Source organism: Methanobrevibacter sp. (assembly GCF_045112895.1).
Taxonomy (GTDB): Archaea; Methanobacteriota; Methanobacteria; order Methanobacteriales; family Methanobacteriaceae; genus Methanocatella.
In genome coordinates this window covers 1-25,896 of sequence record NZ_JBGUIH010000004.1, presented here as the reverse complement: position 1 = coordinate 25,896, position 25,896 = coordinate 1, and the positions used below count along the sequence as shown (strand labels likewise).

Genomic DNA, 25,896 nt, shown 5'->3' with positions numbered 1-25,896 from the left:
TTTTAAAAAAATAAGTAAAAAGCTATTATAAAAATAGCTATTCAAGATAATGTTCTTTTACTAAATGTATAATTTGTTTTGCTTCTTCTGCTTGGTCTTTCGGAACTTTAAATTCGATTGGCATATTCATGGCACCGCCTTCAATTAAAGGTACTGGGTTGTTGCTTACACCAATCTTAATGTCCACATCAAGGTCAAAAGAACCGGCAGTTTCAAATGCAATTGTTTTTATTGTCTCTTTTGGATAAAACTTAACTTGCATCTTTTTACCGCTTAAACCCTGCACATCTATATCATAGATTCCTAAATTTGTCAATATAACTGCATCCCTTAGGAAATGAAATGACTGAATGATTTCTTCATCAGGTGCAAGGTATTCTTCTACGATTGCAGTGTCTCCGCCGACTTCTGCATGACCGACCATTTTGTCAAGTAATCCCATTTTATCACCATTAATATGTTGAATTAAAGGGTATTAATATTTACTGCATTCATCTTCACTTCATTTTTGGCCTTGTCAAATCCCTCTTCAAGATAGAAGCTGACACTTGTCATTTCATGGAATTCATCTTTAGGTCCTTTAAATTCATATTTCTTGAAGTAGTATGAGTTGCCATCTTCAGCTTGGATGAAACCTGCTTTTCCATGAGGCAAGATCTTGCTTATTATGCCGTATTGGACTTCCTGATTCTTGTATTTCAAATTATTCCAGAATCCTTTTAGCTCCTTTTCTATTTTCCAGTATTCAGTATTTTCAGTATCAAGGCCCGCATTCTCTATCTCTTCAGTCAGCCTGTCCTCAATTTTCCATCCCTTGTTGAGTCTAATGCTGTATTCCAGATATCTGTGCTTGAGTGCCTCTTCAGGATATTCATCCTCAATCAAATCAGCAATCAAAGAGTAGACATTGACTTTACTATCGCTTGGAGCAGGTGTCAGAACAGCATCAATTGCGTAGTCCAGTGAACTTTCAAAGTCTCCCTTGAAAAAATAGCTGTTGGCTATTTCAGCTTTCATGTACCAGTCAGGCTTTTTGGCAATCATCTTTTTGAGATACTCGATTGCCTCATCATACTCTCCGAGTTCGTTGGCGCATTTTGCCAATCTCCAATTGAACCATGTATCATCGGTCAGCTCTTCCAATTCAAGAGCCTCTTTTGACAGTTCGTAGCAGGTGTCAATGTCATCAAGCTTTAGGAGAGCCTTGGTCAATTGGCTGTAGTATTTCTCTTTGTTTGAAGGGTATTTTCTTCCATTGAAGTCGCTTGCTTTGGCGCTCAGATAATTAGGATTGATCATTTCAGACCACATCACGACTTCTTCAAAGTCATTGTTTTTGTTTAGCAATTCAAGAACCTTTAAAACGGTCAATGTGTATGGGCATGGATATTTGCTGTCTTTTGACTGGTTCTGCTGCTTTTTGACTTCTGTAATCAGCTCTGCATTATCCAGAATTTCCTCAAGATTTTCATTGTTTTTGACATATTTGTTGTATAGAATCCAGCTGAAGGTGGTCTTGTCGAATTCGGAGAATCCTTCCGGATTCTTATCCCAGAATTCCCTGTAGATTTCTTCCGCTTCGTCAATTCTGTTTTCCTTTTTGAATCTTTGCGCTAATTTCAATTTTTCTTTGGTAACGGCATCCATAGTAACACAACCTAGTTAATATATAATTTGTTGCTAACTTACTTATAAATCATTTTCAATCTCTTTTATGACTCTGGCAGGAACGCCTACTGCCAGTGAATTGTCCGGAATGTCCCTGTTTACAACGGCTCCGGCACCGATAATGACATTGTTTCCGATTGTAACGCCTGGAAGGACGGTAACGTTGGCTCCAAGCCATACGTCATTGCCGATTCTGATTTCGCTTGCCTGTGCCATGTGTTCACGGCGGCCTTTTGGAGAAATCGGATGGCCAACTGTTGTTATTGTAGTGTTAGGGCCGATCATCACATTATCGCCAATGTAGACTTCCTTGATATCTAAGATAGTCAGATTGAAGTTTCCAGTAAAGTTGTTGCCAATAAAAATGTTTTTTCCATTATCGAAGCAAAAGTGTTTAGCTATCCAGACATGTTCTCCTACAGAACCCAATATCTCGCACAAAACTTCATGCTGCTTGTCCAAATCTGAATTGTCGATTGAATCATATAATTTGCTGTTTTCAACCGCAGTCAATTTCATCAATGATACTTCTTCATCATCATAGCAGTATTCAAGTCCTGCCCTCATTTTGTCGATTTCCTTCATAGTTAAATATATTATTTATCCAAACTAAAAATATTATTATTTTTAATGGTGATTTTTTACTAATCGTATTTGGTTATTGAATGGATGTGGTGCAGTTAGATGGATAAGGGTCTAAAACGAAGAATATTCATGTTTTCAGCATTGATTGGAGCAATGCTTTTTTACATGATTTTTTTCGGAAGTAAAAATACTGCAGTAGGGATAATGATTATCATAGCCGCATTTATGAATCTAAATGAGGACCTATCATATAAGCCAGCTTTATCTTTTGTTAAGGTTTTGGGTTTATTGCTGATTATGGGAATTGTTTCATATCTGAACAGTCCGATAACGATTGTTGGTTGCATTTTGACATTTTTGGTTGTTTTTGGAACTACATTTTCCTCATATCATCTGTTTAGAAGCGACGTTTACATGCCGTATCTGCTGTGTTATTTCATCATGTCGGCAAATTCTGTGTCGCTTGAAAATTTGCCTTTAAGGCTCATGGCATTGGCTTGTGGAGCGGCATTCATCGTTGGCTTAAATGTCATCCTCAATAGGGATAAGCACCATAACCTATCAAAGGAAACATTGGATAATCTTGTCGGGGAGCTGAACAAGTCAATTGATTTGAAATTGGAGGGCAAGGATGTTTCTATGGACAGCTTTAAAATAGCAAAGGAGTTTTATTTATCCTTGTTTCATCGCTTTGAATATAAATACTTCCCAAGTCCAAAACAGCAATCCGTTCTCAATATTGTAAAAGCGTTCCAGTCAGTGGGATATCTCCTTTCTCTAAGTGACTTATCGGATGATGAATTAAGATATGTTAAAAAGGTCCTGTCCGAAATCAGGGAGATTAAAATCGAGGAAGTCTTTGATGGAGTCGAAATTAAGACAATGGAAATGAAGCATATTTTATTGAATCTCGAAATCATTGTCAATGAACTGAATAAGGATTTAAGCGATGAGTTTACAATTCCGTATAAAAAGACAATAACTCAATTATTCAAACCATTCAATAGAAGGCAGTTCAGTTTCCGTTCCGTCAAATTCGTATTCGCGTTTAAAATGGCAGTGATAATGTTGGTATGGGAAGTAGTAACAATGCTTTTCAATTTACCATTTACCAAATGGCTGTTTTTTGTAACCGTTTCAATGATGGTGCCATATATTGATGATATGGCATATACTGCTCGAAAACGTATTCAGGCAACATTTTTAGGGATTTTTATTTTTGCAATTCTCCTGATTGCCATGCCGGTTATTCCAATATCCCAGGGGGCTGTGATTTTTATTGTCGTAGTCATTTGTCTGTTTACCTTCGTTTGGAAACTTAAGGATAGGTTAATCAGGAATACGGCGACAACACTGATGTCTGTCACGACTTCATTATCGTATATTAATGCTCCAGAGGCCATTACATTAAAAATATTGTGGGTGGTTGTTGGGGTAGCTGCGGTTTCATTGTTCAACTTTAAGTTTTTACCCTATTCGGTTGAAAAAGAAACAAGAAACAATTTGGAAATTTGCTACCGCCTCAATGAGCGGGCAATTAATCTAATCAGGCAAAAATGTCAGGGAGGCAATGCCGAGAACAAAACAACTCTATTTGTCTCAGAAAGCATTGTCCGTGAAAACATTCAAGTGAATGATGATAATAGGGAATTATACAATCTGCAATTCATGATTTCAAATTTATGTAATTTTATCTTATCATATCTTGACGTAAATGGATGTTCTGATGAATTGAACAATAACTTATTGGATATAATAGATGAGGATGCTGATGCCAATGAGAATTTGGATTCAAAAGAGAGTGTATTGGCATGGTCAATGAGATATGCAATTGACATGTTTAAAAAGGAGAAGGAATTATTATGATATTGACCAGTTTTTATAGCATGTTGAATTATTTTTCAAATTTATGATTATGAACGATTTTCCAAAAATTTAATTAATTATTCCAAACAAACTTTATTGTAGAAAAGTTGGCAGAGAAACGATAAGTTTAATATCTTTTTTGTATGATAGAATGATTCTTAAGGTAAAAAATATTTCAGAAATCGGAGGAAGCGTAAAGGCACCGCCTTCCAAAAGCTATTCCCACAGGGCAGTCATTTTAGCCTCACTTGCAAAAGGCACTTCAAAGCTTTATGACATGCTGTATTCAGAAGATACTTTGGCATCCATAAGGGTATGCGAAGCGTTGGGGGCTAAAATCAATAGGACTGATGAATATTTGAAGGTCGTTGGAACCGGGGGAAAGCTGCACAATTCAAGTGAAGTTCCAATTGATTTGGCGAATTCGGGAACTACCTTAAGGCTGATGACTTCAGTTGCTGCCCTTAGCGACAATGAAGTTACATTGACCGGTGATGATTCGCTAAAGACAAGGCCTATGGGATTGCTGATGGGTGCGCTGCAGCCTTTGGGGGTCGATACAATATCATTAATGGATAATGACAAGGCACCGATACTGATCAAACCGGGTTATGTCGGTGGCGAGACCAATATTTATGGAAATGTGAGCTCACAGTTCATTTCATCAATTCTAATATCTTCACCGCTGTCTGAAAACGGAGTTACTCTATATGTTTTGCCTGAATTCAAGTCAAAGCCGTATGTCAACATGACTTTGGATATAATGAGGAAATTTGGTGTCAAAACTCTTAAAGGATATTATTTAAAGCATGAGAGTTGCGATAAGGAGCATCAAAGCTGCAGAATCGATGAGTTTAAAATCAAAAAGCAGGATTATGCTGCATGTGATTATACTGTTGAAGGGGACTATTCATCTGCCTCTTATCTTCTGGCATTGATAGCCATCAACGGAGGAAAGGCCAGAATCATGAATCTCTTTAGAAATTCAAAACAGGGCGATAAGGCAATTCTGGATATACTTCAGGCCATGGGGGCTGTTGTCGTCAGGGCTAATGATTATGTTGAAATCGCCTCTGACGGTAAGCTGAAGGCTATTGATGTCGATTTGTCAAATGCCCCAGATTTGCTGATTACTGTTGCCGTTTTGGCTGCAATGGCTGAAGGAACAACAAATATCACCGGTGTGGCACATGCCAGAGTGAAGGAAACCGATAGAATCGATACTACATGCAGGGAACTTGAAAAACTAGGCTGTAAATTAACTGAATATGAAGACGGAATGAGCATAACCGGAGGGGTCACATCAGGTCGTGTCGACTCACATGGAGATCACAGGTTGGCTATGGCATTTTCACTGATTGGCCTAAAGCATGACATTGAAATAACAAATGGGGAAGTGTTTGACGTGTCATTCCCGAATTTCATTGAGTCTATGGCAGAGTTAGGGTTTGAATTGGAGTTGGTAGAGTGAATAAGGAGGAACGTGTAATTAAGTTAATTGAAGATTTGGAAAACACTTTTGAGATTAGGACATTTTTGGACCATGACCCTTACAAAGTATTGGTCAGGACAATCTTATCCCAGAGGACCCGTGACGAGAATACAGATCAGGCTACCAATAACCTATTTTCCAAATATAAGGACATTTATGAGGTTGTAGATGCTCCAATTGATGATGTTAAGGAATTGATTAGGCCGGCAGGATTTTATAATGTTAAGGCAGGAAGAATTCAGGAAGTTTCACAGATTCTGATTGATCAATATGGTGGTGAAGTTCCGGATACTGTTGAAGAGCTTGTCAAGCTTCCAGGTGTCGGCAGAAAGACTGCAAATTGTGTCATGGTCTTTGCCTTTGAGCTTCCAGCTATTCCGGTTGACACTCATGTCCACAGGATTTCAAACAGGTTGGGATTGGTTGATACTAAAGACCCCGAAGAGACAGAAGTGGAGTTGTGCAAGATTGCTCCAAAGGATTTGTGGATTAAATTGAATGACCTAATGGTTCAGTTCGGTCAGAATATCTGCAAACCGATGTCTCCGCAATGTGAAATCTGTCCTTGCACTGAGATTTGTGATTATTTCAAGGACAATATCTAATTTTTTTTAGTCATACCAAAACATTTATAAACTAAAACATTGTTATATAACAATAGTTATAATAACATATGTTATGTAACTTTAAAATAACTTTTTTAATATATTATTAAAAACAGATTAACTATTAAGGAGATATGAATATGGCAAATATACCAGAATTAAAAAGAGGAGTATTGGAAAGCATTACAGATGCTATCGGAAACACTCCAATAGTAAGGCTAAACAATTTAACAGAAGGATTAGAGGCGGAAGTTGATGTCAAGATTGAATCATTCAACCCGACCGGTAGCGTAAAGGATCGTGTAGCGGTAGCGATGATTGAAGATGCAGAAGAGAAGGGCTTGCTCAAGCCGGGTGCTACAATCATTGAACCTACAAGCGGAAATACCGGTATCGGTCTTGCTTTTGCTGCAGCGGCCAAAGGCTACAAATTGATATTGACCATGCCTGAAACCATGTCCGTTGAAAGAAGGAAGTTCTTGAGCGTTTTAGGTGCCGAGCTTGTCCTCACCCCTGGTGCTGACGGAATGGGCGGAGCTATTGCAAAAGCTAATGAATTGAATGAGGAAACTCCGGATTCCATTATATTAGGTCAGTTCGACAACCCTGCAAATGTAAAGATTCATAAGGAAACCACCGCTCAGGAAATCTTAAGGGATACTGAAGGCAATGTCGACATTGTCGTATCAGCGGCAGGAACCGGCGGAACAGCTACAGGAATTGCTAAAGGATTAAAGGAAACCCTTCCGGATGTTAAGGTAGTTGTTGTCGAGCCAGAAGAATCCCAGACACTTGGAAAAGGTGAAAAGGGACCTCATAAAATCCAAGGTATAGGTGCAGGATTTGTCCCTTCAATATATGATGCTGAAGTAATTGATGAGATTTTCCCGGTTGCAAGCGAAGATGCTGGAAAAACCTTATTGGCCCTTGCTAAAAATGAAGGTATATTTACAGGCATATCCTCTGGTGCAGCTACTTTTGCGGCTTTGGAATTGGCTAAAAGAGAAGAAAATAAAGGCAAAAGGATAATAGCAATCTTACCTGATAATGGAGAAAGATATCTCTCTGTAGACTGGTTATTTGAATAAGATAAAGTATTTATACTATATGTTATATTATATTATAGTGTAAAAACTTTGGAGATTTTTAATGTTCGATGGTTTGAAAAGTGAGATAAACACTTTTAAGGAAAAGGACCCTGCGATGCGTTCATCAATAGAAATATTCCTATGCTATCCAGGGTTTTATGCATTATTGTTCCATAGAATCAGCCACTGGTTCTGGAACCATTCATTAAAATTGTTAGCTCGTATTCTATCAACCATCTCTCGTTTTCTCACAGGAATTGAAATCCACCCAGGCGCACAGTTCGGCAAAAATGTTTTTATAGATCATGGAATGGGAATTGTTGTTGGTGAAACAACAATTGTCGGAGATGACGTATTGATTTATCAGGGTGTTGTGCTTGGGGGTACTACAACCAGCAAAGGCAAAAGGCACCCTACTATAGAAAAAGGAGTTATCATTGGTGCCGGAGCCAAGGTGATGGGTAACATTACCATTGGCGAATATGCCAAAATAGGTACTGGAGCTGTTGTGCTGAAGGATGTTCCTCCTGAATCCACTTGTGTTGGTGTTCCAGGAAGGATTGTTAAATGCAAAAACCAAAGTCATGTTGTTGATTTGGAGCACAATAAACTGCCGGACCCTGTTGCAGCAGCAATAAGATCTTTAGAAAAGCAAGTTGAGGAAAATGAGAAGCTCATTCAAATTTTGCTTGATAAGAATGGAATTTGTTTAGCTGAAGAAAAAATCGATGATGAATCTAAATTTGGAGACTTATTTAAAGAGAATAGTGATTAAAATGAAACCACCTTGTGAAATCGTAGTTTGGTATGTAATACCAGCTATTAGGTCAGAATTAGCTAAAGAGCTTTTGAACTTAGGCATGAAACAGAAAGATGTTTCTGAACTTATGGATATCACTCAACCTGCAGTATCACAGTATATTACTGACAAACGTGGAAGTGGAATCAAGCTCGACGATGATGTTCGTGAAATGATTAAAACATTTGCCCGTGAGTTATCTGAAGGTGAAGCTACCAAAGCAGATTTGATTTCAAGAACATGCAAAATCTGTCATAATGTCGAAATATCTGATGTGTTGGAACAGCTCAACATTGACAAATCAGAACTTGGTGAAGACTGTCAATCCTGTTTGGGTTCTGAAGTAAATTAGGAAAATATTGGATTTTATAGTAAAGTATTTAAACTATCAATAACCAATATTTTATTATACTTTAATTTTAAGTGGCAAGTTTACCGAGTGGCTTAGGTGTGTGGCTGCAGACCATAATACGGGGGTTCAAATCCCTCACTTGCCTTTTACAATTACTATTTTTTGAGGTTATTTTTATGGACGTCTATTCAACTTTAACTCGTAGTAAAGAGAATTTTGTGACTATTAATAAAAACAGAGTTAACTTATTTGTTTGTGGTCCGACTGTTTATGATGATGCTCATATTGGACATGGAAGAACATACATCTCCTTTGATACAATAAAGAGATACTTGGAATACAAGGGATATGCAGTATTCTATATTCAAAACATTACTGATATTGATGATAAAATCATTAACAGGTCCAAGGAAAGTGGAATTCCGGCAAACGAATTGGCTAGAAAATTCGAAAAAAGATACATCGAAGACATGAACAAACTTAATGTAAACGGAGTCAATCTGTTTGCAAGGGCAACCGATCATGTTGATGAGATTTTGGACCAGATTCAAAGGCTGATCGATAAGGGCTTTGCCTATGAAACTGAAGACGGTGTCTACTTTGAAATCGACAAGTTCCCTGAATTCGGTAAATTGTCCAACAGAAATGTTGAAGAGCTTGAATCTCATAGGGATTTGGCCGATACAACCAAGAAAAATCCGCAGGACTTTGCGCTTTGGAAGAAACGTTCTGGTGTGGATGAACCGACCTGGCCATCCCCATGGGGTGACGGAAGGCCTGGATGGCATATTGAAGATACTGCTATTACAGAGTACTACTTCGGACCGCAGTATGACGCTCACGGCGGTGGGCTTGACTTGATTTTCCCTCACCACGAAGCGGAAATCACCCAGATGGAAGCGGTTTCTGGAAAGGCTCCAATGGTCAAGTTCTGGTTGCACACAGGATTCTTAAACGTGAATGGGGAAAAAATGTCAAAATCCTTAAACAACTTCATCACTATCCGTGAACTGCTTGAGGATTATGCTGCCGAAACATTCAGATTCTTTGTGCTTTCAACTCACTACAGAAGTCCGATTGACTTTTCTAAAGATTCACTTCACCAATCCGAAAAAAGCTTAGACAGAATCAGAAAATATTATGAGCTTTTGGATGTTGAAGTTGGTGAGGATATTTATGAAAGCGATGTGTTGGCTCCTCACAAAAAGGAATTCTTTGACAGCATGGACGACGACTTCAACACTCCTAAGGCTATTGCGGCAATATTCGGATTGATTAATGATACCAAAAATGACTTGGATTCCATTTCTGATGAAGATAAGAAAGCCATCAAAGCGTTCTTGGATGATGTGGCTCATATTTTAGGAGTCAGCTTTGAAGTTGAAGAAGTCAATGCAGGTTCAGATGATTTGCTTGATTTGATTTCTGAAGTAAGATCCGAGCTAAGAGCTAACAAACAATATGATTTGTCTGATAAAATAAGAGCTAGCCTACAAGATTTAGGTTATGAGATAAACGATTAGGAGTTATTCTCCTCTTTTTTTTAATTTTTGAACTTTCTTTCATTAAGGAATAATAATCTTTATATACTAAAAATAACATATGTTATGTTTGTATAACATAAGTTATAATCTATTTTTTTCATAAATATTTAGGTTTTCCAAAACATTTATATAGGAATAATAACAATTGTTATATAGTGAATATAACACGTGATATATTTTACTCAAATCAATTTATAAAGGTGATAATTAATGACAAATAAGAATTATGGATTAGCAACATTAGGCGTACGTGCAGGACAAACTCCAGACCCCGCAACCGGGGCGCAGGCGGTTCCGATTTATCAAACTACTTCATATGTATTTAAAGACTCAGATGAGGCTGCAAGAAGATTCGCCCTTCAAGAATTTGGACAAATTTACTCCAGATTAACTAACCCTACCAGTGATGTATTTGAAGCAAGAATTGCTGCTATCGAAGGCGGTAACTCAGGCATTTCAACATCAAGTGGTCTTGCAGCAATTTCATATGCAATATTAAATGTAACAGAACCTGGAGACAATATAGTTTCAGCAGACAACCTCTACGGCGGAACATACCAATTGTTCAACTACACTTTCAAGGATCTCGCAAGGGACGTCAAGTTCGTCGATTCCCAGGACTTGCAGGCATTTGAAGATGCAATCGATGAAAAGACAAAGGCAATCTATGTGGAATCCATTGGAAATCCTAAATTGGATGTGCCTGACTTTGAAAAATTGGCAGAAATCGCACATTCACATGACATTCCATTGATTGTGGACAACACCGTTGGTGTAGGATTGGTAAGGCCATTGGAACATGGCGCTGATGTCATTGCAGCATCAGCAACCAAATATGTCGGAGGCCACGGTACTGCTGTTGGAGGATACATTGTTGATTCAGGAAAATTCAATTGGGGAAACGGCAAATTTGCAAACTTCACCAGTCCAGATCCAAGTTATCATGGAATCGTATTTTGGGATTCATTCGGAGATGTCCCTGAACTTGGAAACATTGCATTTACAGTAAGAATAAGGGCAAGACTCTTAAGGGATTTGGGAGCTACTTTAGCACCAGTACACAGTTTCTTGTTCCTGCAAGGACTCGAAAGCCTTGACGTTAGAGTAAAAAGACATTCTGAAAATGCTTTAAAAGTAGCAAAATTCTTGGAAGCTCATCCTAAAGTCAAATGGGTTAATTATCCTGGATTGGAATCACATCCAACCTATGAAATCAATAAGAAATACCTCAAGGATAACTTTGCAGGCATCCTAGGATTCGGTGTTGAAGGCGGTGAAGAGGCAGGAAGAAAAGTAATCGAAAAATTAGAATTATTCTCAATTCTTGCAAACATCGGGGATGCAAAAAGCCTTGCGATTCACCCTGCAAGTACAACACATCAACAATTAACCCCTGAAGAGCAAGAAGCAACTGGAGTCACACCTGACTTTATCAGGTTGTCCATTGGTTTGGAAGATGTTAATGATTTAATTGACGATTTAAGTCAAGCGCTTGACAGCCTTGATTAAATTTACATTTTTGTTACTTAAGACATATATTAAAAAGACAATTGGGAGATAGTGAAATGTATTTAGATAATTCAGCAACTACACAAGTTAGCGAAGAAGTTTTTGAAGAAATGAAACCATATTTTAGAGAAGAGTTCGGAAACCCTTCAACTCTTTACAAATATGGTCGTGAATCTAAAAAAGCATTAGATTTGGCTCGTCAAAGAGTAGCTGATGCAATCAATGCTAAACCAGAAGAAATAATCTTCACAAGCGGGGGATCAGAATCAGATAATCTGGCTATTAAAGGTATTGCCTTTAAATATCTCAATCAAGGCAAACATATTATTACTACTGAAATAGAGCATCCTGCAGTAAAGGATACTTTAAAATTCTTAGAGGATTTTGACTTTAAAGTAACTTACTTGCCGGTTTATGAAAACGGCATAATCAAAGTTGAAGATTTGGAAGATGCTATAACCGATGACACAATTTTAATTACCATCATGCATGGTAACAATGAAATTGGAACCATTCAGCCAATTGAGGAAATCGGTAAAATCGCTCGTGAAAAGGGAATCAAATTCCACACCGATGCAGTGCAAACTTTTGGTAAAATTGAAGTGGATGTTGAGAAACTGAATGTAGATTTACTATCTTTATCCTCCCATAAAATTAATGGTCCAAAAGGTGTTGGAGCAATATATATCAAAAAAGGGACTCGTCTCGTACCGCTCATTCATGGCGGAGGTCAGGAAAGAGGAATCAGATCAGGAACTGAGAATGTTCCTGGAATCGTAGGATTTGGAAAAGCATGCGAATTAGCTGCAAATCAATTGGAAGAACACCAAGAAAAATTATCCTCAATCAGAGATGAATTGATGGATAAAGTTTTAACTACAATTCCTGAAGCATATGTTAATGGGGACAGGGAAAACAGGTTACCTAACCTTGTCAACTTCAGATTCAAGGCAATTGAAGGTGAATCCTTGATTCTTTTACTTGATGCAAAAGGTTATCAGGCTTCAACTGGTTCCGCTTGTTCATCAAATAAGCTGGAAGCTTCACCTGTTCTAACTGCATTAGGGTTAGACCCAGTAGATGTCCATGGTTCCTTAAGAATTTCTTTAGCGCCTGAAAGCGACAATTTTGATGTTGATGAATTTGTAAGCACTATCGATGAATCCGTTTCAAGATTAAGGGAAATGTCTCCTTTATGGAATCAGGAATTGGATTATGATGGCGTAATGTGTAAAAAACACGGTGATGACTGTAGGATGTGTTAATTATGGATTATTCAGAAAAGGTAATGGATCACTTTGCAAACCCAAGAAACTGCAGAAAGATGGAAGATGCAAACGGTGTCGGGACCGTCGGAAACCCAACATGCGGGGATTTGATGACAATCTATATCAAGGTTGAAGATGATGTAATTCAGGATATCTCATTCCAGACCTTCGGTTGCGGAGCAGCTATTGCAACAAGCAGCATGATTACTGAAATCGCTGTTGGAAAAACCATAGACGAAGCGTTGCAAATCTCCAGAAACGATGTTGCCGACGAATTGGATGGCCTTCCACCAATAAAGATGCACTGTTCAAACCTTGCGGCAGACGGGCTTCAGGCAGCCATTGAAAACTATCAGGAAAACAATCAATAATAATAAATACTTTGATAAATATAATATCCTTAACTAAATAAGGAGATGTTTTAAATGGTAAAAATTTTAAAATGTGATGATTGCGGAAGCATTGTACAACTTTTAGCTAAAGGCGATGAAAAAGTATGTTCTGACCACATGCTTGCATTCCCTATACAAACTGAAGGTGAAAAGTCACCTAAACACAAACCTGTAGTCGAAATCGATGGCAATGACATCACCGTTAAAGTCGGTGAAGCAGCTCATCCAATGGATGATGATCACTACATTCAATTTGTGCTTGTTGAATCAAATTGTGAACAATACATCAAACACTTTAAACCTGGTGACGCTCCAGAAGCAACTTTCACTATAAACTGCACTAAAGATTTGACCGTATTAGCATTCTGTAACCAACACGGTCTCTGGTCCGCAGAATAAGTTTAAAATTCATTTTTAAACTTTCTTTTTTTATTTATTCTTTTTCATGAAAAATTTTAATAACATCTTTTTACACAAATATTATCGTGTCTAGTTATAGTAAATTAATAATTTTTGTTTTATCTTTACTGATTATTTCAGCAGCCATTGTTTTCATTGACAGTTCTGTAGATAATATAAATAAAACCATGCCGGAAATTAGCGATGCAATCGTTAATGGAGACAATGATTATAATGAGGCTGTTATATTGGTCAATGATAGAAGCTTTGATGAATCAATGAATAAGGCAGTATCTGCAGGCGATAATTATAATAGTAGTTTGGAAAAGCTGAGAAACATTAAAAGCAATTTTTCATCAGATATAAATGAAATCCAAAATGATTATATTGATACTGTTATTCGCGAATTAGAGTTGAAAATCCAAGCTGTTGATAAATTAAAAGAATCCATTGAGTGCTTTAGAGTTTATTCAAATTACACAGGAACAAATTATGCTTCAGAAGCTAATGATTTAATTTATCAGGCAAAACAATATCAAGATCAGCGTGATGAAATAGTTAAAGAAAATCCAAAATTGTTTAAGGATAATTTCATTATATAGTAAGGGGTTTTAAATTGAAGACAAAATGTCCAAAATGTATGGGAATAGGTTCAGTTGTTGTGGACTACAAAGAATGTGAGGCTTGCGGAGGAACAGGCTTTGAAGAAGATGCCTTTGATATAAGCGGTCATTTTAAAGGGGTTAACAGCAATGCAAGAGCAAAATTTGACTTGGGCGGAGAAGAGGATATTCCATGTGAAGTATGTAATGGGAAAGGCCAAGTTGAAGTTTATGAAGAATGCCCTCATTGTCATGGAACCGGTCAGATTAATGTATGTAGGGACTGCGGCAAGTCAATCAGTGAAAAGCATGATTTATGCGCAGAATGTGAAGAAAAAAGAAAAGCTGAAAAAGAAAAATATGATGAATTTGAGGCTAGAAGAAGAGCCACTCGCGATGTATATGTTTTAGATTCAATGTGTCAGATGAAGGACATTGATAAGGACAAGTTATACAAGGGAAAGATTACCAGAATAGAAAGATACGGTGCATTCGTTTCATTGAACAACAATGTTTGGGGACTTATGAGGGGAGAAGTCGACCATTATCATGTCGGCGATGAGATTATTGTATTCATCACATCTATAAAATCAAGGGAAGGAAAAATAGATTTCGCAGCGGCCCATGTTGAAGAGTACAATCTTAAAAGAATGACAATTTCCCTTCCAAGAACTTTGATAAATAAGCTTGAAGAGAAAAAGGGAAACATTGTTAGAATCGATGGTGAAGTGCAGCAGATACAGCAGACTTCAGGCCCGACCATCTTCATAATCAGTGATGAAACCGGAACAGCTGAAATCGCAGCATTCGACAAGGCTGGCGAGAGGTCATATCCGGAAATTGAACTTGGTGATGCCGTGCAGGTTGTGGGTGAAGTCAACGAACACGGCGGAAAGACACAAATCGAGTCATCTTCAATGATGAAACTTGGCGAGGAAAATTCAATCAAGCTGCATAAGTTAATTGATGATGCATTAAACAAGAAAGCCGAGCCTCAACATGTCGATTTCTTGGTCAAGAGTGATGTTTTAAACAGACTCAAGCCAAAGATGAGGGAAGCTGCACAAAAAATCAGAAGGGCAATACTTGACGGAAGAACAATTCTGCTTAGACATCACAATGATGCCGATGGAATCTGTTCAGGCGTTGCAATGGAAAAGGCAATTATCCCATTAATTGAAAGTGCAAACCCAAGCAATGATGCTCAATATTATTATTTCAAAAGATCTCCAAGCAAAGCGCCATTTTATGAACTTGAAGATGTTGTTAAAGATTTGTCATTTGCCCTGGAAGACCAGGAAAGGCACGGTCAGAAACTGCCTCTGATTGTCCTTTTGGACAATGGTTCTACTGAAGAGGATATCGTTGCCTTGATGCAAGCTAAAATCTATGATATTGAAGTCGTTGTAATAGACCACCACTCTCCTGGTGAATTAATTACTAAAGAGGTTATAGACGGTGAAATCTATGGGGCAACAGTTGCGGTTGACGAATATGTCGATACCCATGTCAACCCCTATCTGGTTGGCGGAGATTCACAATTGACTGCAGGCGCGCTTGCAACGGAAGTGGCCCATCTCATCAATCCTAATGTGAAGGAGCTAATCAAACACCTTCCTGCTGTTGCAGCATTAGGTGACCGCGCCCAATGCGGCGAGGTCTACCAATACCTTGAAATTGCAGCTGAAAAAGGATTCAGCAAAGAACATTTGGCAAAAATAGCTGAATGTGTTGATTTTGAAGCTTATTTCTTGAGATTTATGAATGGAAGGGGAATAATGGATACCATTTTGGCTGTCGATAACTTGGATAAGCATCAGAAGATGATTGATGCATTATATAAAGAGTATCAAAAGCGTGTCGATACCCAGCTTAAGGCGACCCTTCCTAATATTAAAAGAACACAACTCGCAAATGGCATTTACTTCAACCTTATAGATGTTGAAAAATATGCGCATAAGTTCACATTCCCCGCTCCCGGCAAAACCTGCGGCTTTGTCCATGACAAGATTATTAAAGAGCTAGGTGAAGATAAACCGATTGTGACATTAGGCCACGGCCCTGACTTTGGAGTATTTAGGGCGACTGATGCCGTCAATGAGCAGTACGGTTTTAATGTAAATGAAATAGTCGCCACCATGATTGAAAGGGTGCCTCAGGCAGGTATTGACGGCGGAGGTCATGAATGCGCAGGATCTATCAAGTTCATTGAGGGGCTTGGTGAAGAGGTTTTATATAAGGTTGTAGAAGAAGTCCAGTCCTTATCTAAAAAGTAGCTTTTGATTTAAAATGTTTTTAGAGAATTATTGTAGAAAGTGCGGTCATAGAATACTTCCGAATGAGCCCTATTGTCCGGGATGCGGATGCAAGACAATGTATCGTGCAACAGATGATGACAGTGTATTCATACCGCCAATACACAATATAGGATTTTTCAATTTTGACATTGACTTTTCACCATATATCCTATCGAAGCGGGAGGCTTTCAAATATGAGATATGTTCCTGTGGATATCTTAATCATGTTGACAATGATTATTGTTATATGTGCGGAGCTAAAAGGTCTCAAAGTAAGCTTTCTAAAATCTTGAAAAGCAAATCCAAGCCTCAATTTTCAATAGATAACATTTTATGCGAATGCGGCGCTGTTAATCCTAAGGAAAATATCTTTTGTGAGATGTGCGGTAAAAGATTGCGTCTGGAAAATGAAAGTGGCGATAATTATAGCAATTTCAGTTTGGAATTCAAGGATTCAAAATTCTGCTTTTGCGGAGAGGAAAATGAGAAAAATGCAGGTTTCTGCCGCAATTGCGGTCTGCCTTTAAAGAACTATGGTCGCTTGAATGACAGCGCTATACTGTGCACTTGCTCCAAGTTAAATGAAATCACTTCTTCTTTTTGTATAGAATGCGGAGCTAATCTGAACAATGAGAATTCACTGATTGTTTGCGTTTGCGGCCATAAAAATCCAATGACCTCAAAATTCTGCCAGAATTGCGAAAGGCCATTAAACCCCCAAAGGATTATCAAATCAAAAATCGTCTGTTCCTGCGGCGAAATCCTGGATTGGAATACTGAATTCTGCCCTAACTGCGGGAATAACATGAAAAATAAAAAATTATTAAGAAAATCAGTTAAAAGCCTTAAAAACATGCTTAGGTAGTGATTAGATTGAAAATGTGTGATGTTTGTGGAACATTCAACCTTAAGGAAAATAATTATTGCACCCATTGCGGCAACAAGCTCATAACCGAACACATATGCTCTTTCTGTGGTGAGGTTAATCCTGATTATTCCACACATTGTACCCATTGCCTAAAGCAGATAAATCCGATTACTATCGATGATTTTGATATACTTTTCAGTGAATATAATGAGAATCTATTATTGGATGCGAAAATTAGCGATTATGAATATAATGAATTGCTCTCCAATATTTTTTTAAGAGCGGATTATGTTGATGTCTATGGGGATACGACAAAAAGTAAGATATTTAGCTTGGCAAGCGTATTTGCCCCATGCAAACCCAAATCAAGAGGATATGAACGAGGATATATCTTTTTTGGAAATTGCATTTATTATGATGATAGGCTGGATGATTCAGTCCAAATTGCTACTGTCATCCATGAATTGGCCCATTATATTCTGTTCAATATTATCGAATCATTATTATGTGATATTTTTAAAGTTAATACCTCATCAACATTACAGAGCTTTGTCTGGTATTTCCTAACCCTTCCGAAATTTAAAATCATGAATGAATATTGTGCTCACACTGTCGAAGGCAGATTCATTCCTTATGGCTATCAGAACTACGGATCTTTCAATTATTTGGTTGAAAATACTAGTCTGGACGATGAATCATTAAAAAGCATGATGATGTTCGGAAACAATTTTGCTAATGAGATTATAGTCTATTTAGAAAAATACATTGATGAAGACTTGCGCCAGGAAATAAAGCTGCAATATAAAATGGATTTGAAATCTCCGAATTATGATTCAATTTTCATCGAAACAAGTGAAATGTTCCCGTTAAATGCTAAAAATAGTGCGATTATAAATAGTTTGTATGATGTTTTAAAAGAAGCGTCAGATTCAGAAACTCGAAAGGAGTTAGAATTTATAAAAGAGGGTATTGAGATTAGCTAATCACTTTCTTTTTCCTCTTTATCTTTAATTGTTTCCAATACTTCTTTTCCAGTATCGGTTAATCTGTATAGTCTTCCTTTACGAGCTTCTTCATTTATACATTCGACAATCTCTTTACTTTTCAATTCGCTTAAAACTTTTGAAATGTGGTTTGTTCTGATTCCACTGTCTTTTGCGATATTTGTTGGTATTTTAACTTCATCTCCAATTGATTTTAATGTTTTTTCTCTGTACTTGGAAATTTGAACATAGGAAGTTAACTTCAAAAGCTCATCATTTCTTTTAGACATAATACAATATTATGTTCTTAATACTATAAAATGTTTTATAACATATTATTAGTTTGTTAATATTAAGTTATACACTTGTTAAATCATTTTAGTTTTTCTTAATAATTTATTTATACTATTATTGTAAAATATTAATTATATAAGATTTAATTTTATGATAATATGAAATGCAGACAATGTGGGTTTGAAAATAAGAAGGGTGCAAAATTCTGCACTAAATGTGGCGGGTCTCTGTCTCATGCACCTGTGGAAACTTCCGAAAAGTCAAACAGCACAAAATATATAATTATAGCTTTGATTGCAGTAATTATTTTGCTTGTTGGCGTTATTGGGTATTTTGCATTGGCCGGAGACGATAGTTCTAGTTCTGCCGATGAAGCTTCACAGGAGGCCGATGTTTCCCAGGCAGTAGATTCCGTTGAAAGCGATGATTCGGATGATGATGTTCAAACACAGGTTGTCTCTTCAAATCAGGAAAGCGAGGCTAAATCATGGGTTTCAATTGGAAGCTATTCCGGTGAGGGTTCAGGTTCCAAGACTGTTGTTGTTCCTAGCGGTAAGATAATGGTAAAGCTTTCAGCATATCCTATCAAAAACTATGCTACAAACCATTTATATGTTTCAGGTTCTAACGGTGAGTCTGGAGGTGTGGATTGGGGCTCTAAAAGTGCAGTTGAAACAAGATCAGATTCCTTTACTTATACCTCTTCATCAGATGAGACATTCACAATTGATTACTATGAAACAGTAAGCTGGAATGTTGAATTCTACAGATACCAATAATCTGCTTTTTAAAAAATTATTAATATAAAAAATAATAAAGTATCTACTATGTTTTTTGATTTAAATGTTAAGGGGGCTGGATTAGAAAATAATATTGCATTAGCCAGCGAGGCTTCCAGGTATGGATGGAAGCATATCAATTTTTCATATAACCAGAACGAGTTCCAGGAGGGGCTTGATTTAAAGGAGAATCTGGAAAACAATTTGGCAGATGTAATTGATTTTGACTATACCCTGGAGATTAAGTCAACAAACATCAATGAAATCAGAAAAGTGACTAATAAATTTAGAAACAAGGCTTCATGCATTTCAGTTGTAGGCGGAGATTTAAAGGTCAATAGGGCTGCCGTTGAAAACGTTAAGGTTGATGTTCTCTCAAGACCGTATCTAAAGAGATTTGATTCTGGCTTGAATCACGTGCTTGCAAAGGAGGCCCTAAACAATAATGTCGCGATTGAATTATGTTTTAAGGATGTTTTAAGAAGTTACTTGTCTCACAGAGCTAAGGTAATCTCTAATTTTAAGGATATTTATGTGCTGTATAGAAAATTTGAGTTTCCATTGATTTTATCTTCAAGGGCAGAGTCTGTTTTCGATATCAGAACCACTCATGATTTCATTGCTTTTTTTAAACAAACAGGTCTTTCCAATGATGAAATCAATAAATCATTCGAAACTTCCGGTCAGATTCTGGAATTCAATAGGAATAGAGATCAAATGATTTTCAGCGGTGTTAGGAGGATCATCGATGAAGCTTAGGGTTTTGCCGCCTACACTTAGGAAGAATAACAGATATCTTACTGTTGATGTCAAATCGGCATCACCCATTACCAAGGATGATCTGGTTGCAATTGTATGGGACGCCTGCATCCGTTTTCAGGGCGAAGCCAATTCATCTAACTTTAACTTATGGGTTATGAGATTCTTTGAAATGGAAAAAAGTGAAGATTATTACCATTATAAGGCCATTGTCAGATGCCAAAGGGATTTTGTTGATGAAGTCCGCTCTTCACTTGCTTTGGCCAATAAGTATAACGGCAATAGAATTGCAGTTACAACCATCGCTTTGTCCGGCACAATTAAGGCCTCTCAGAAATACATTTAATTACTTTTTGTTAGTTTAAAATAGAAAACTTTATAAATAATTTATTAATATAAATATCAATTGAATTTATGGAAAAAAGAATAAAAAAATATTTTAATTTACTACAATCCAGTAATTAAAATTAAAATTTGCCTTTTCATGGAAGATTTGGTTTTATTTTTTTATGTAGTCGAATTTAAAATTTATAAAAAATATTTATAAAAATGTGAGGTATTATTTATGCAACCTTTACAAAACGCAGGATATGATAGGGCTATTACTGTATTTAGCCCAGACGGAAGGCTTTTCCAAGTAGAATATGCAAGAGAAGCCGTTAAAAGAGGAACTACATCTATCGGTGTAAAAAGTTCTGAAGGTATTGTTTTAGCCGTGGACAAGAGAACCACTTCTAAATTAGTTGAAGCGTCATCTATCGAGAAAATATTTAAGATAGATGAACATATAGGAGCAGCTACTTCAGGTCTTGTTGCAGATGCAAGGGCTTTGGTCGAAAGAGCAAGAGTTGAAGCGCAAATAAACAAAATCACCTATAGCGAACCTATTCGTGTAACTAGCTTATCTAAAAAGTTATGTGATATGCTACAGTTATACACCCAGAATGGTGGAGTAAGGCCGTTTGGTTCTGCTTTAATCATTGGTGGAGTATACAACGGCGAATGCAAATTGTTCGAAACCGACCCTAGTGGTGCATTAATAGAATACAAGGCAACCGCTATCGGTTCAGGCAGGTCAGCTGCTATGGAAATATTTGAAGAAAAATACGAAGATGATTTAACATTAGAAGGAGCTATTGAGTTAGCAATAACCGCTATCAGTCAAGCTACAGATCATGAAACCACTTCAAACAATGTTGAAATAGCCGTTATCAAAATTGAAGATGAAAAATATGTAAAACTCTCTAAAGACGTAGTGCAGAAATACATTGATGAAGTGCTCGTCGAAGAAGAAGAGGAAGAAAAGAAAGAGGAATCTGAAGAGGAATCTGAGGAAGTTGTAGAAGAAGATTCTGAAAAAGATTCTGAAGAGGATTCTGAAGAAGACAAGGAAGAATAATTTTATTTCTATAATTAGTTAGGGGATGTTTCAATGGTAAATGTTGATGAAGCTATTATCGCTAAATATGAATATAGTGGTGAACACTTTGAAATATTGGTTGACCCTGATTTAGCAGCAGATTTTCGTAATCCTGATGGTCCAGATGTTGCCATTGAAGATCTTTTAGCTGTTGAAGAAATTTTTAAAGACTCCAAAAAGGGAGATAAGGCTTCTGATGAAGCTATGATGAAGATATTTGAAACTACAGATCCTATCGAAGTTTCCAGAATCATCCTTGAAAAGGGTACAGTCCAATTGACTGCAGAGCAAAAAAGGAAAATGCAGGAGGATAAAAGAAAACTGGTTATTAACAAGATAGCCAAAGAAGCTATCAATCCTCAAAATGGCTTACCTCATCCGGTTCAAAGAATTGAAAATGCCTGTGATGAGGCAAAAGTCAAGTTCGAACCGTTCACTTCTGTTGACCAACAGGTGCAAATGGCATTAAAAGCCATAAAGCCACTTATTCCAATCAGATTTGAGAAGGTCAAAGTTGCTGTCAGGCTTCCGGGCTCTGCTGCAGGAGGCGCTTATTCTGTAATTCATGGATTTGGTCAAATTGTAAATGAGGAATGGCAACAGGACGGCTCATGGATTGGAATTATTGAAATGCCGGGAGGTCTTCAAAATTCCTTCGCTGCAAAGATGGCTGAGATTTCAAATGGTGAAGCGGAAACTCGTACTATAAAATGATTAAGTTTATGGGATTATTATGATATATGTGGAAAATAAAGATTTAGTTATTCCTGGTCAGATATTGGCTGACGATGAATACTATTCAGGAAGAGGTACCTTTAAAGAGAATGGTAAAGTTTGTTCTTCTTTAATGGGACTTGTTTCTTTGAGGAATAAAAAGCTTAGAGTTATTCCTCTTAAAAGCAAATATGTTCCTAAAAAAGGAGATGTTGTAATAGGTAAAATTAATGATGTCAGATTCTCAATGTGGGATGTAGACATTAATTCACCTTATTCTGGAATTTTACCTGCTTTTGAAGTGTTTGGTCGTGAGAAAAAAGAGCTCAACAAAGTTTATGATGTTGGGGATGTTCTATTTTTAAGAGTTGTCGAAGTAGATGAAATCAAAAAGGCAAAACTCGGTTTGAAAGGAAGAGGAATGGGCAAGTTCAAAGGCGGAATCATTGTCGATATTGCTCCAACCAAAGTTCCTAGGTTAATTGGTAAAAAAGGTTCAATGATCAACATGATTAAGGACAAAACCAATTGTAAGATTGTCGTTGGTCAAAATGGTCTTGTCTGGGTAAAAGGTGACGAGGACATGGAACAGCTTACCAAAAACATAATTCATTTGATTGAAGCTGAAGCTCATACTTCCGGTTTGACTAATAAAATCAAGAATAAACTATACTTGGCTATCGATGGTGAATTGCCACCTGAAGAAGTTGAGGAAGCTGAAGAAGAATTTGTTTTAGAAAAACCTAAACTTCAAAATTTTAAAGAAGAATTAGAACAAGAAGAAAGAGAAGAAGAAGAGAAAAAAGAAAAAGAAGATAAACCTAACATAGCTGAGGTTATTGAAGAATTAAAAAGAAAAAACAAAAACAAGAAAGATAACTCATTATCTTATGGTGATAACTCAAACAATTCTTTTATATTGAATAATAAATAATTCTTCGCGATTAAGAGGTTGATATGATGTCAGAATTTATTAGAAAGGATGGAAGAAAATTTGATGAATTACGTCCTATTAAAATTGAAGCAGGAGTGCTTGAACGTGCAGACGGTTCAGCTTACTTAGAAGTTGGTGGAAATAAAATTTTAGTAGCTGTATATGGTCCTAGAGAATCATATATCAGAAGATTACTTGAGCCAAATACCGGTGTAATTAGATGCAGATATAATATGGCTCCGTTTTCAGTAGATGACAGGAAAAGACCAGGGCCTGACAGAAGATCTTCTGAAATATCTAAAATTACAGCTGATGCTTTAAGACCGGCTTTAATGTTAGAAAATTACCCTCGTTCAATGATTGATATTTATATAGAAGTAATAGAAGCTGAAGGCGGTACCCGTTGTGCAGGTATTACAGCAGCTGCTGTTGCACTTGTTGATGCAGGAGTTCCTATGAAAGATATTGTCGTAGGATGCGCTGCAGGTAAAGTTAATGATGAAATCGTACTTGATTTATCTGAATATGAAGATAAAGAAGGACAGGCTGATGTTCCAATAGCTATGATGCCAAGAACCGGTGAAATCACATTATTACAAAGTGACGGTAATTTGACCGAAGAAGAATTTGCAAAAGCAATCGATTTAGCTATGGAAGGATGTCGTCAAGTAAGCGAGCTTCAAAAGGAAGCTTTAATGAAAAAATATGCTACAGAATAGTGGGTGGATAATATGGATATAGTACCAGAAATTACAAGACAAAGTATTACTAACCTTGTCAAAAACGATAAAAGAGAAGATGGCAGGGGATTAACCGAGTATAGGGATATTACTATTGAAACTAATGTTATTTCTAAAGCCGAAGGTTCTGCTCGCGTAAAGCTTGGTGGAACTCAAGTGATGGTTGGTATTAAACCACAACTTGGAAGCCCATTTCCAGACACTCCGGATTTAGGGGTATTAATGACCAACTGTGAAATGTTGCCAATGGCTGATCCTACTTTTGAACCGGGACCACCTAGCGACGATTCAATTGAACTTGCACGTGTAGTTGACAGGGGTATTCGTGAAAGCGAATTAGTGGAATTGGATAAGCTATGTGTTGAAGAAGGAAAACACGTTTGGATGCTATTCATTGATTTGCACATTATAGACAACTGCGGAAACCTTTTCGATGCATGTGAATTGGCAGTAATGGCAGCACTCAAATCCACAAAATTGCCTGTTGCAACCATTGTGGATGAAGAAGTAGTCATTAGTGAAGATGAAACATTTGACTTGCCAATTAACAATGAATTGGCTTTATGCACTTTTGTTAAAATTGGTGATAAAATGATCATTGACCCAACATTAGATGAAGAAAGGGTAGCTAGCGCTCGCTTGAATGTTGGTGTTACAAAAGATGGCCACATCTGTTCCATGCAAAAAGGTGGAAAAGAGCCATTGACTAAAGATGATATTCTTTACTGCGTAAACACTGCAGTAGACAAAGTTAAAGAGTTAATTGAAAATCTTTAAATGTCCTCTGGACGATTTAGATTTTTAAATTCTTTTTCTTCTATTTTTTTATTATCTATTAAAACAAATTTTGTATCTATTTTTTCTATCAGTCCTTTGATATGCAAAACATCCTTATTGACCAGTTCTTCAATTTCAGGAATAACGCTTTTATTATAAATTGAATGGAGAGGTTCTGATGTTTTTAGTTTGTTGTTTTCATCATGGTAGGGAACAACAGCCTGATAATTTTCATCTATCTCAGAAAAAATAGCATTAATGTAGTCTTTAGAAACATATGGGCTATCACAAGGCAGTATTAGAGCATATTCGCTTTTGATTTGTGAAAGTCCAGTCATGATTCCAGGCATAGGTCCTTTATCTTTAATAATATCTTCTAAAAATGTGACGGTGTAAGTGTATTCTTGGGGATCAATAAATTCTTTATATCTGTCAATCCTATCTTCGTCATTTAAAACAATTATGACTTCATTAATTTGATGGTTTAAAGTAGAAAGAACATGTTTAATCATTGGTTTGTCCTGAATAATCATAGAACCTTTGTCACGACCCATTCTTCTACTTTGCCCTCCACATAAAATTATGCAAGATTTAATACTTTCACTGTTTTTCTTTCCGCTACTCATATTAAATCTCTCCGAATCACTCTTTTACATAGACGTCAGCATCTTTGTCAAATGGGTTTGTACGTATGACCAATGCAATCATGTAAGGGTAATTCTTATGCAGATATTTCAGGTAGTAAACCCATTCATGTATAAGTTTATCATATACCCTTTGCATATCTCCATTCAGATGTCCGAAATCGGTTTCATTTACTAAGGCCAAATCTTTCCTGTGTTCCAATTCTTCATCCAAGTGGAGAATCGCATTAATCAAACCGGTAAATTCTTCTTTTTCAAGCAAGTTAGGGTTGTTAATTAGGTTTATGATAAATTCCCTTTTATCGACAAGCAATGTCCTTAGGTTTTCCAGGAATTCCTCCCTTTCTTCCGGAGGGATGTCTGCTCTAAAATCAACGCTTGTATCTTTAAGCTCAGCCAACTTATTGTCAAAATCTTTTTGGTCCCAGTCTTTAATTGATTTTAAGTTTTCAGTATTTGCTTTGTATTTATTAGCAGCACTTAACTGGCTGATTAACTCATTTCCGACTTCAGAAAAG

General features: G+C 36.9%; 29 protein-coding genes and 1 tRNA gene. 24 read left to right on the top strand and 6 right to left on the bottom strand.

Annotation, left to right across the window (positions count from 1 at the left end):
- Positions 1–37 precede the first annotated feature (37 nt).
- From ACJMLD_RS00785 to ACJMLD_RS00775, 3 genes are read right to left on the bottom strand one after another with little or no spacing between them, the layout of a single operon-like run.
- Complete coding sequence (locus ACJMLD_RS00785; protein ID WP_405267036.1) at positions 38–442, bottom strand: PH domain-containing protein; 405 nt, start codon at positions 440–442, stop codon at positions 38–40.
- A gap of 23 nt (positions 443–465) precedes the next feature.
- The gene (locus ACJMLD_RS00780; protein WP_405267034.1) at positions 466–1,647 is read right to left on the bottom strand and encodes a tetratricopeptide repeat protein; all 1,182 of its coding nucleotides are present in this window, start codon (positions 1,645–1,647) and stop codon (positions 466–468) included.
- Positions 1,648–1,689: 42 nt separating this feature from the next.
- Complete coding sequence (locus ACJMLD_RS00775; protein WP_405267032.1) at positions 1,690–2,253, bottom strand: sugar O-acetyltransferase; 564 nt, start codon at positions 2,251–2,253, stop codon at positions 1,690–1,692.
- Positions 2,254–2,352: 99 nt separating this feature from the next.
- Here ACJMLD_RS00775 and ACJMLD_RS00770 point away from each other — a divergent pair, with 99 nt between their 5' ends.
- The 16 genes from ACJMLD_RS00770 (at position 2,353) to ACJMLD_RS00695 (ending at position 18,317) form a co-directional block, all read left to right on the top strand.
- On the top strand, positions 2,353–4,119 hold the full coding sequence (locus tag ACJMLD_RS00770; protein WP_405267030.1) for an FUSC family protein: 1,767 nt from the start codon (positions 2,353–2,355) through the stop codon (positions 4,117–4,119).
- A gap of 151 nt (positions 4,120–4,270) precedes the next feature.
- Entirely contained in the window at positions 4,271–5,590 is a 1,320-nt protein-coding gene (gene aroA / locus ACJMLD_RS00765; protein WP_405267029.1) for a 3-phosphoshikimate 1-carboxyvinyltransferase, read from the top strand.
- Positions 5,587–6,216, top strand: a complete 630-nt coding sequence (nth, locus tag ACJMLD_RS00760; RefSeq protein WP_405267027.1) for an endonuclease III — start codon at positions 5,587–5,589, stop codon at positions 6,214–6,216. The genes aroA and nth overlap by 4 nt, the downstream gene beginning before the upstream one ends.
- Positions 6,217–6,356: 140 nt before the next feature.
- Complete coding sequence (gene cysK, locus ACJMLD_RS00755; protein ID WP_405267025.1) at positions 6,357–7,304, top strand: cysteine synthase A; 948 nt, start codon at positions 6,357–6,359, stop codon at positions 7,302–7,304.
- Between the two features lie 61 nt (positions 7,305–7,365).
- Entirely contained in the window at positions 7,366–8,079 is a 714-nt protein-coding gene (gene cysE, locus ACJMLD_RS00750; RefSeq protein WP_405267024.1) for a serine O-acetyltransferase, read from the top strand.
- Between the two features lies 1 nt (position 8,080).
- Positions 8,081–8,455: a transcriptional regulator gene (locus ACJMLD_RS00745; RefSeq protein WP_405267022.1), complete on the top strand. Its 375-nt coding sequence runs from the start codon at positions 8,081–8,083 to the stop codon at positions 8,453–8,455.
- Between the two features lie 73 nt (positions 8,456–8,528).
- Positions 8,529–8,600: transfer RNA gene (locus tag ACJMLD_RS00740), tRNA-Cys, on the top strand.
- Positions 8,601–8,631: 31 nt separating this feature from the next.
- Complete coding sequence (gene cysS / locus ACJMLD_RS00735; RefSeq protein WP_405267020.1) at positions 8,632–9,978, top strand: cysteine--tRNA ligase; 1,347 nt, start codon at positions 8,632–8,634, stop codon at positions 9,976–9,978.
- A gap of 231 nt (positions 9,979–10,209) precedes the next feature.
- On the top strand, positions 10,210–11,508 hold the full coding sequence (locus tag ACJMLD_RS00730; RefSeq protein ID WP_405267018.1) for an O-acetylhomoserine aminocarboxypropyltransferase/cysteine synthase family protein: 1,299 nt from the start codon (positions 10,210–10,212) through the stop codon (positions 11,506–11,508).
- A 56-nt stretch (positions 11,509–11,564) separates the two neighbouring features.
- Entirely contained in the window at positions 11,565–12,773 is a 1,209-nt protein-coding gene (nifS, locus tag ACJMLD_RS00725) for a cysteine desulfurase NifS (protein ID WP_405267016.1), read from the top strand.
- 2 nt (positions 12,774–12,775) lie between these two features.
- The gene (gene nifU / locus ACJMLD_RS00720) at positions 12,776–13,147 is read left to right on the top strand and encodes a Fe-S cluster assembly scaffold protein NifU (protein ID WP_405267014.1); all 372 of its coding nucleotides are present in this window, start codon (positions 12,776–12,778) and stop codon (positions 13,145–13,147) included.
- A gap of 54 nt (positions 13,148–13,201) precedes the next feature.
- A complete protein-coding gene (locus ACJMLD_RS00715; protein WP_405267011.1) occupies positions 13,202–13,567 on the top strand; it encodes a desulfoferrodoxin family protein in 366 nt (121 codons plus the stop codon).
- 86 nt (positions 13,568–13,653) lie between these two features.
- Positions 13,654–14,169 (top strand): hypothetical protein, encoded by a 516-nt coding sequence (locus ACJMLD_RS00710; RefSeq protein ID WP_405267009.1) that lies wholly within the window; start codon positions 13,654–13,656, stop codon positions 14,167–14,169.
- A gap of 14 nt (positions 14,170–14,183) precedes the next feature.
- Entirely contained in the window at positions 14,184–16,445 is a 2,262-nt protein-coding gene (locus ACJMLD_RS00705) for an OB-fold nucleic acid binding domain-containing protein (RefSeq protein WP_405267008.1), read from the top strand.
- A gap of 13 nt (positions 16,446–16,458) precedes the next feature.
- A complete protein-coding gene (locus ACJMLD_RS00700) occupies positions 16,459–17,331 on the top strand; it encodes a double zinc ribbon domain-containing protein (protein ID WP_405267006.1) in 873 nt (290 codons plus the stop codon).
- A 14-nt stretch (positions 17,332–17,345) separates the two neighbouring features.
- Positions 17,346–18,317 carry a zinc ribbon domain-containing protein gene (locus ACJMLD_RS00695; RefSeq protein ID WP_405267222.1) on the top strand — a complete coding sequence of 324 codons (972 nt, stop codon included), beginning with the start codon at positions 17,346–17,348 and terminating at the stop codon, positions 18,315–18,317.
- Here the strand turns inward: ACJMLD_RS00695 and ACJMLD_RS00690 are convergent.
- Positions 18,314–18,607, bottom strand: coding sequence for a winged helix-turn-helix domain-containing protein (locus ACJMLD_RS00690; RefSeq protein WP_405267004.1), 294 nt, complete (start codon positions 18,605–18,607; stop codon positions 18,314–18,316). The two genes, ACJMLD_RS00695 and ACJMLD_RS00690, sit on opposite strands and share 4 nt — an antisense overlap.
- 162 nt (positions 18,608–18,769) lie before the next feature.
- Here ACJMLD_RS00690 and ACJMLD_RS00685 point away from each other — a divergent pair, with 162 nt between their 5' ends.
- The 8 genes from ACJMLD_RS00685 to rrp42 all read left to right on the top strand — a co-directional run bounded on the left by ACJMLD_RS00685 (position 18,770) and on the right by rrp42 (position 24,734).
- On the top strand, positions 18,770–19,390 hold the full coding sequence (locus ACJMLD_RS00685) for a zinc ribbon domain-containing protein (RefSeq protein WP_405267002.1): 621 nt from the start codon (positions 18,770–18,772) through the stop codon (positions 19,388–19,390).
- Positions 19,391–19,438: 48 nt separating this feature from the next.
- Positions 19,439–20,149: a ribonuclease P protein component 3 gene (rnp3, locus tag ACJMLD_RS00680; protein ID WP_405267000.1), complete on the top strand. Its 711-nt coding sequence runs from the start codon at positions 19,439–19,441 to the stop codon at positions 20,147–20,149.
- Positions 20,139–20,495, top strand: a complete 357-nt coding sequence (locus ACJMLD_RS00675) for an Rpp14/Pop5 family protein (protein WP_405266998.1) — start codon at positions 20,139–20,141, stop codon at positions 20,493–20,495. Before rnp3 ends, ACJMLD_RS00675 begins: the two co-directional genes overlap by 11 nt.
- Before the next feature lie 219 nt (positions 20,496–20,714).
- The gene (gene psmA / locus ACJMLD_RS00670; RefSeq protein WP_405266996.1) at positions 20,715–21,548 is read left to right on the top strand and encodes an archaeal proteasome endopeptidase complex subunit alpha; all 834 of its coding nucleotides are present in this window, start codon (positions 20,715–20,717) and stop codon (positions 21,546–21,548) included.
- Positions 21,549–21,581: 33 nt separating this feature from the next.
- Positions 21,582–22,283: a ribosome assembly factor SBDS gene (locus ACJMLD_RS00665; RefSeq protein WP_405266994.1), complete on the top strand. Its 702-nt coding sequence runs from the start codon at positions 21,582–21,584 to the stop codon at positions 22,281–22,283.
- 19 nt (positions 22,284–22,302) lie between these two features.
- Complete coding sequence (rrp4, locus tag ACJMLD_RS00660) at positions 22,303–23,217, top strand: exosome complex RNA-binding protein Rrp4 (protein WP_405266992.1); 915 nt, start codon at positions 22,303–22,305, stop codon at positions 23,215–23,217.
- A 23-nt stretch (positions 23,218–23,240) separates the two neighbouring features.
- Positions 23,241–23,936, top strand: coding sequence for an exosome complex exonuclease Rrp41 (gene rrp41, locus ACJMLD_RS00655; RefSeq protein ID WP_405266990.1), 696 nt, complete (start codon positions 23,241–23,243; stop codon positions 23,934–23,936).
- A 12-nt stretch (positions 23,937–23,948) separates the two neighbouring features.
- Complete coding sequence (gene rrp42, locus ACJMLD_RS00650) at positions 23,949–24,734, top strand: exosome complex protein Rrp42 (protein WP_405266988.1); 786 nt, start codon at positions 23,949–23,951, stop codon at positions 24,732–24,734.
- Here the strand turns inward: rrp42 and ACJMLD_RS00645 are convergent.
- On the bottom strand, positions 24,731–25,360 hold the full coding sequence (locus ACJMLD_RS00645) for a molybdenum cofactor guanylyltransferase (RefSeq protein WP_405266987.1): 630 nt from the start codon (positions 25,358–25,360) through the stop codon (positions 24,731–24,733). The two genes, rrp42 and ACJMLD_RS00645, sit on opposite strands and share 4 nt — an antisense overlap.
- Before the next feature lie 16 nt (positions 25,361–25,376).
- Positions 25,377–25,896 (bottom strand): hypothetical protein (locus tag ACJMLD_RS00640; protein ID WP_405266985.1); only part of this gene is annotated, 520 nt, incomplete at its 5' end.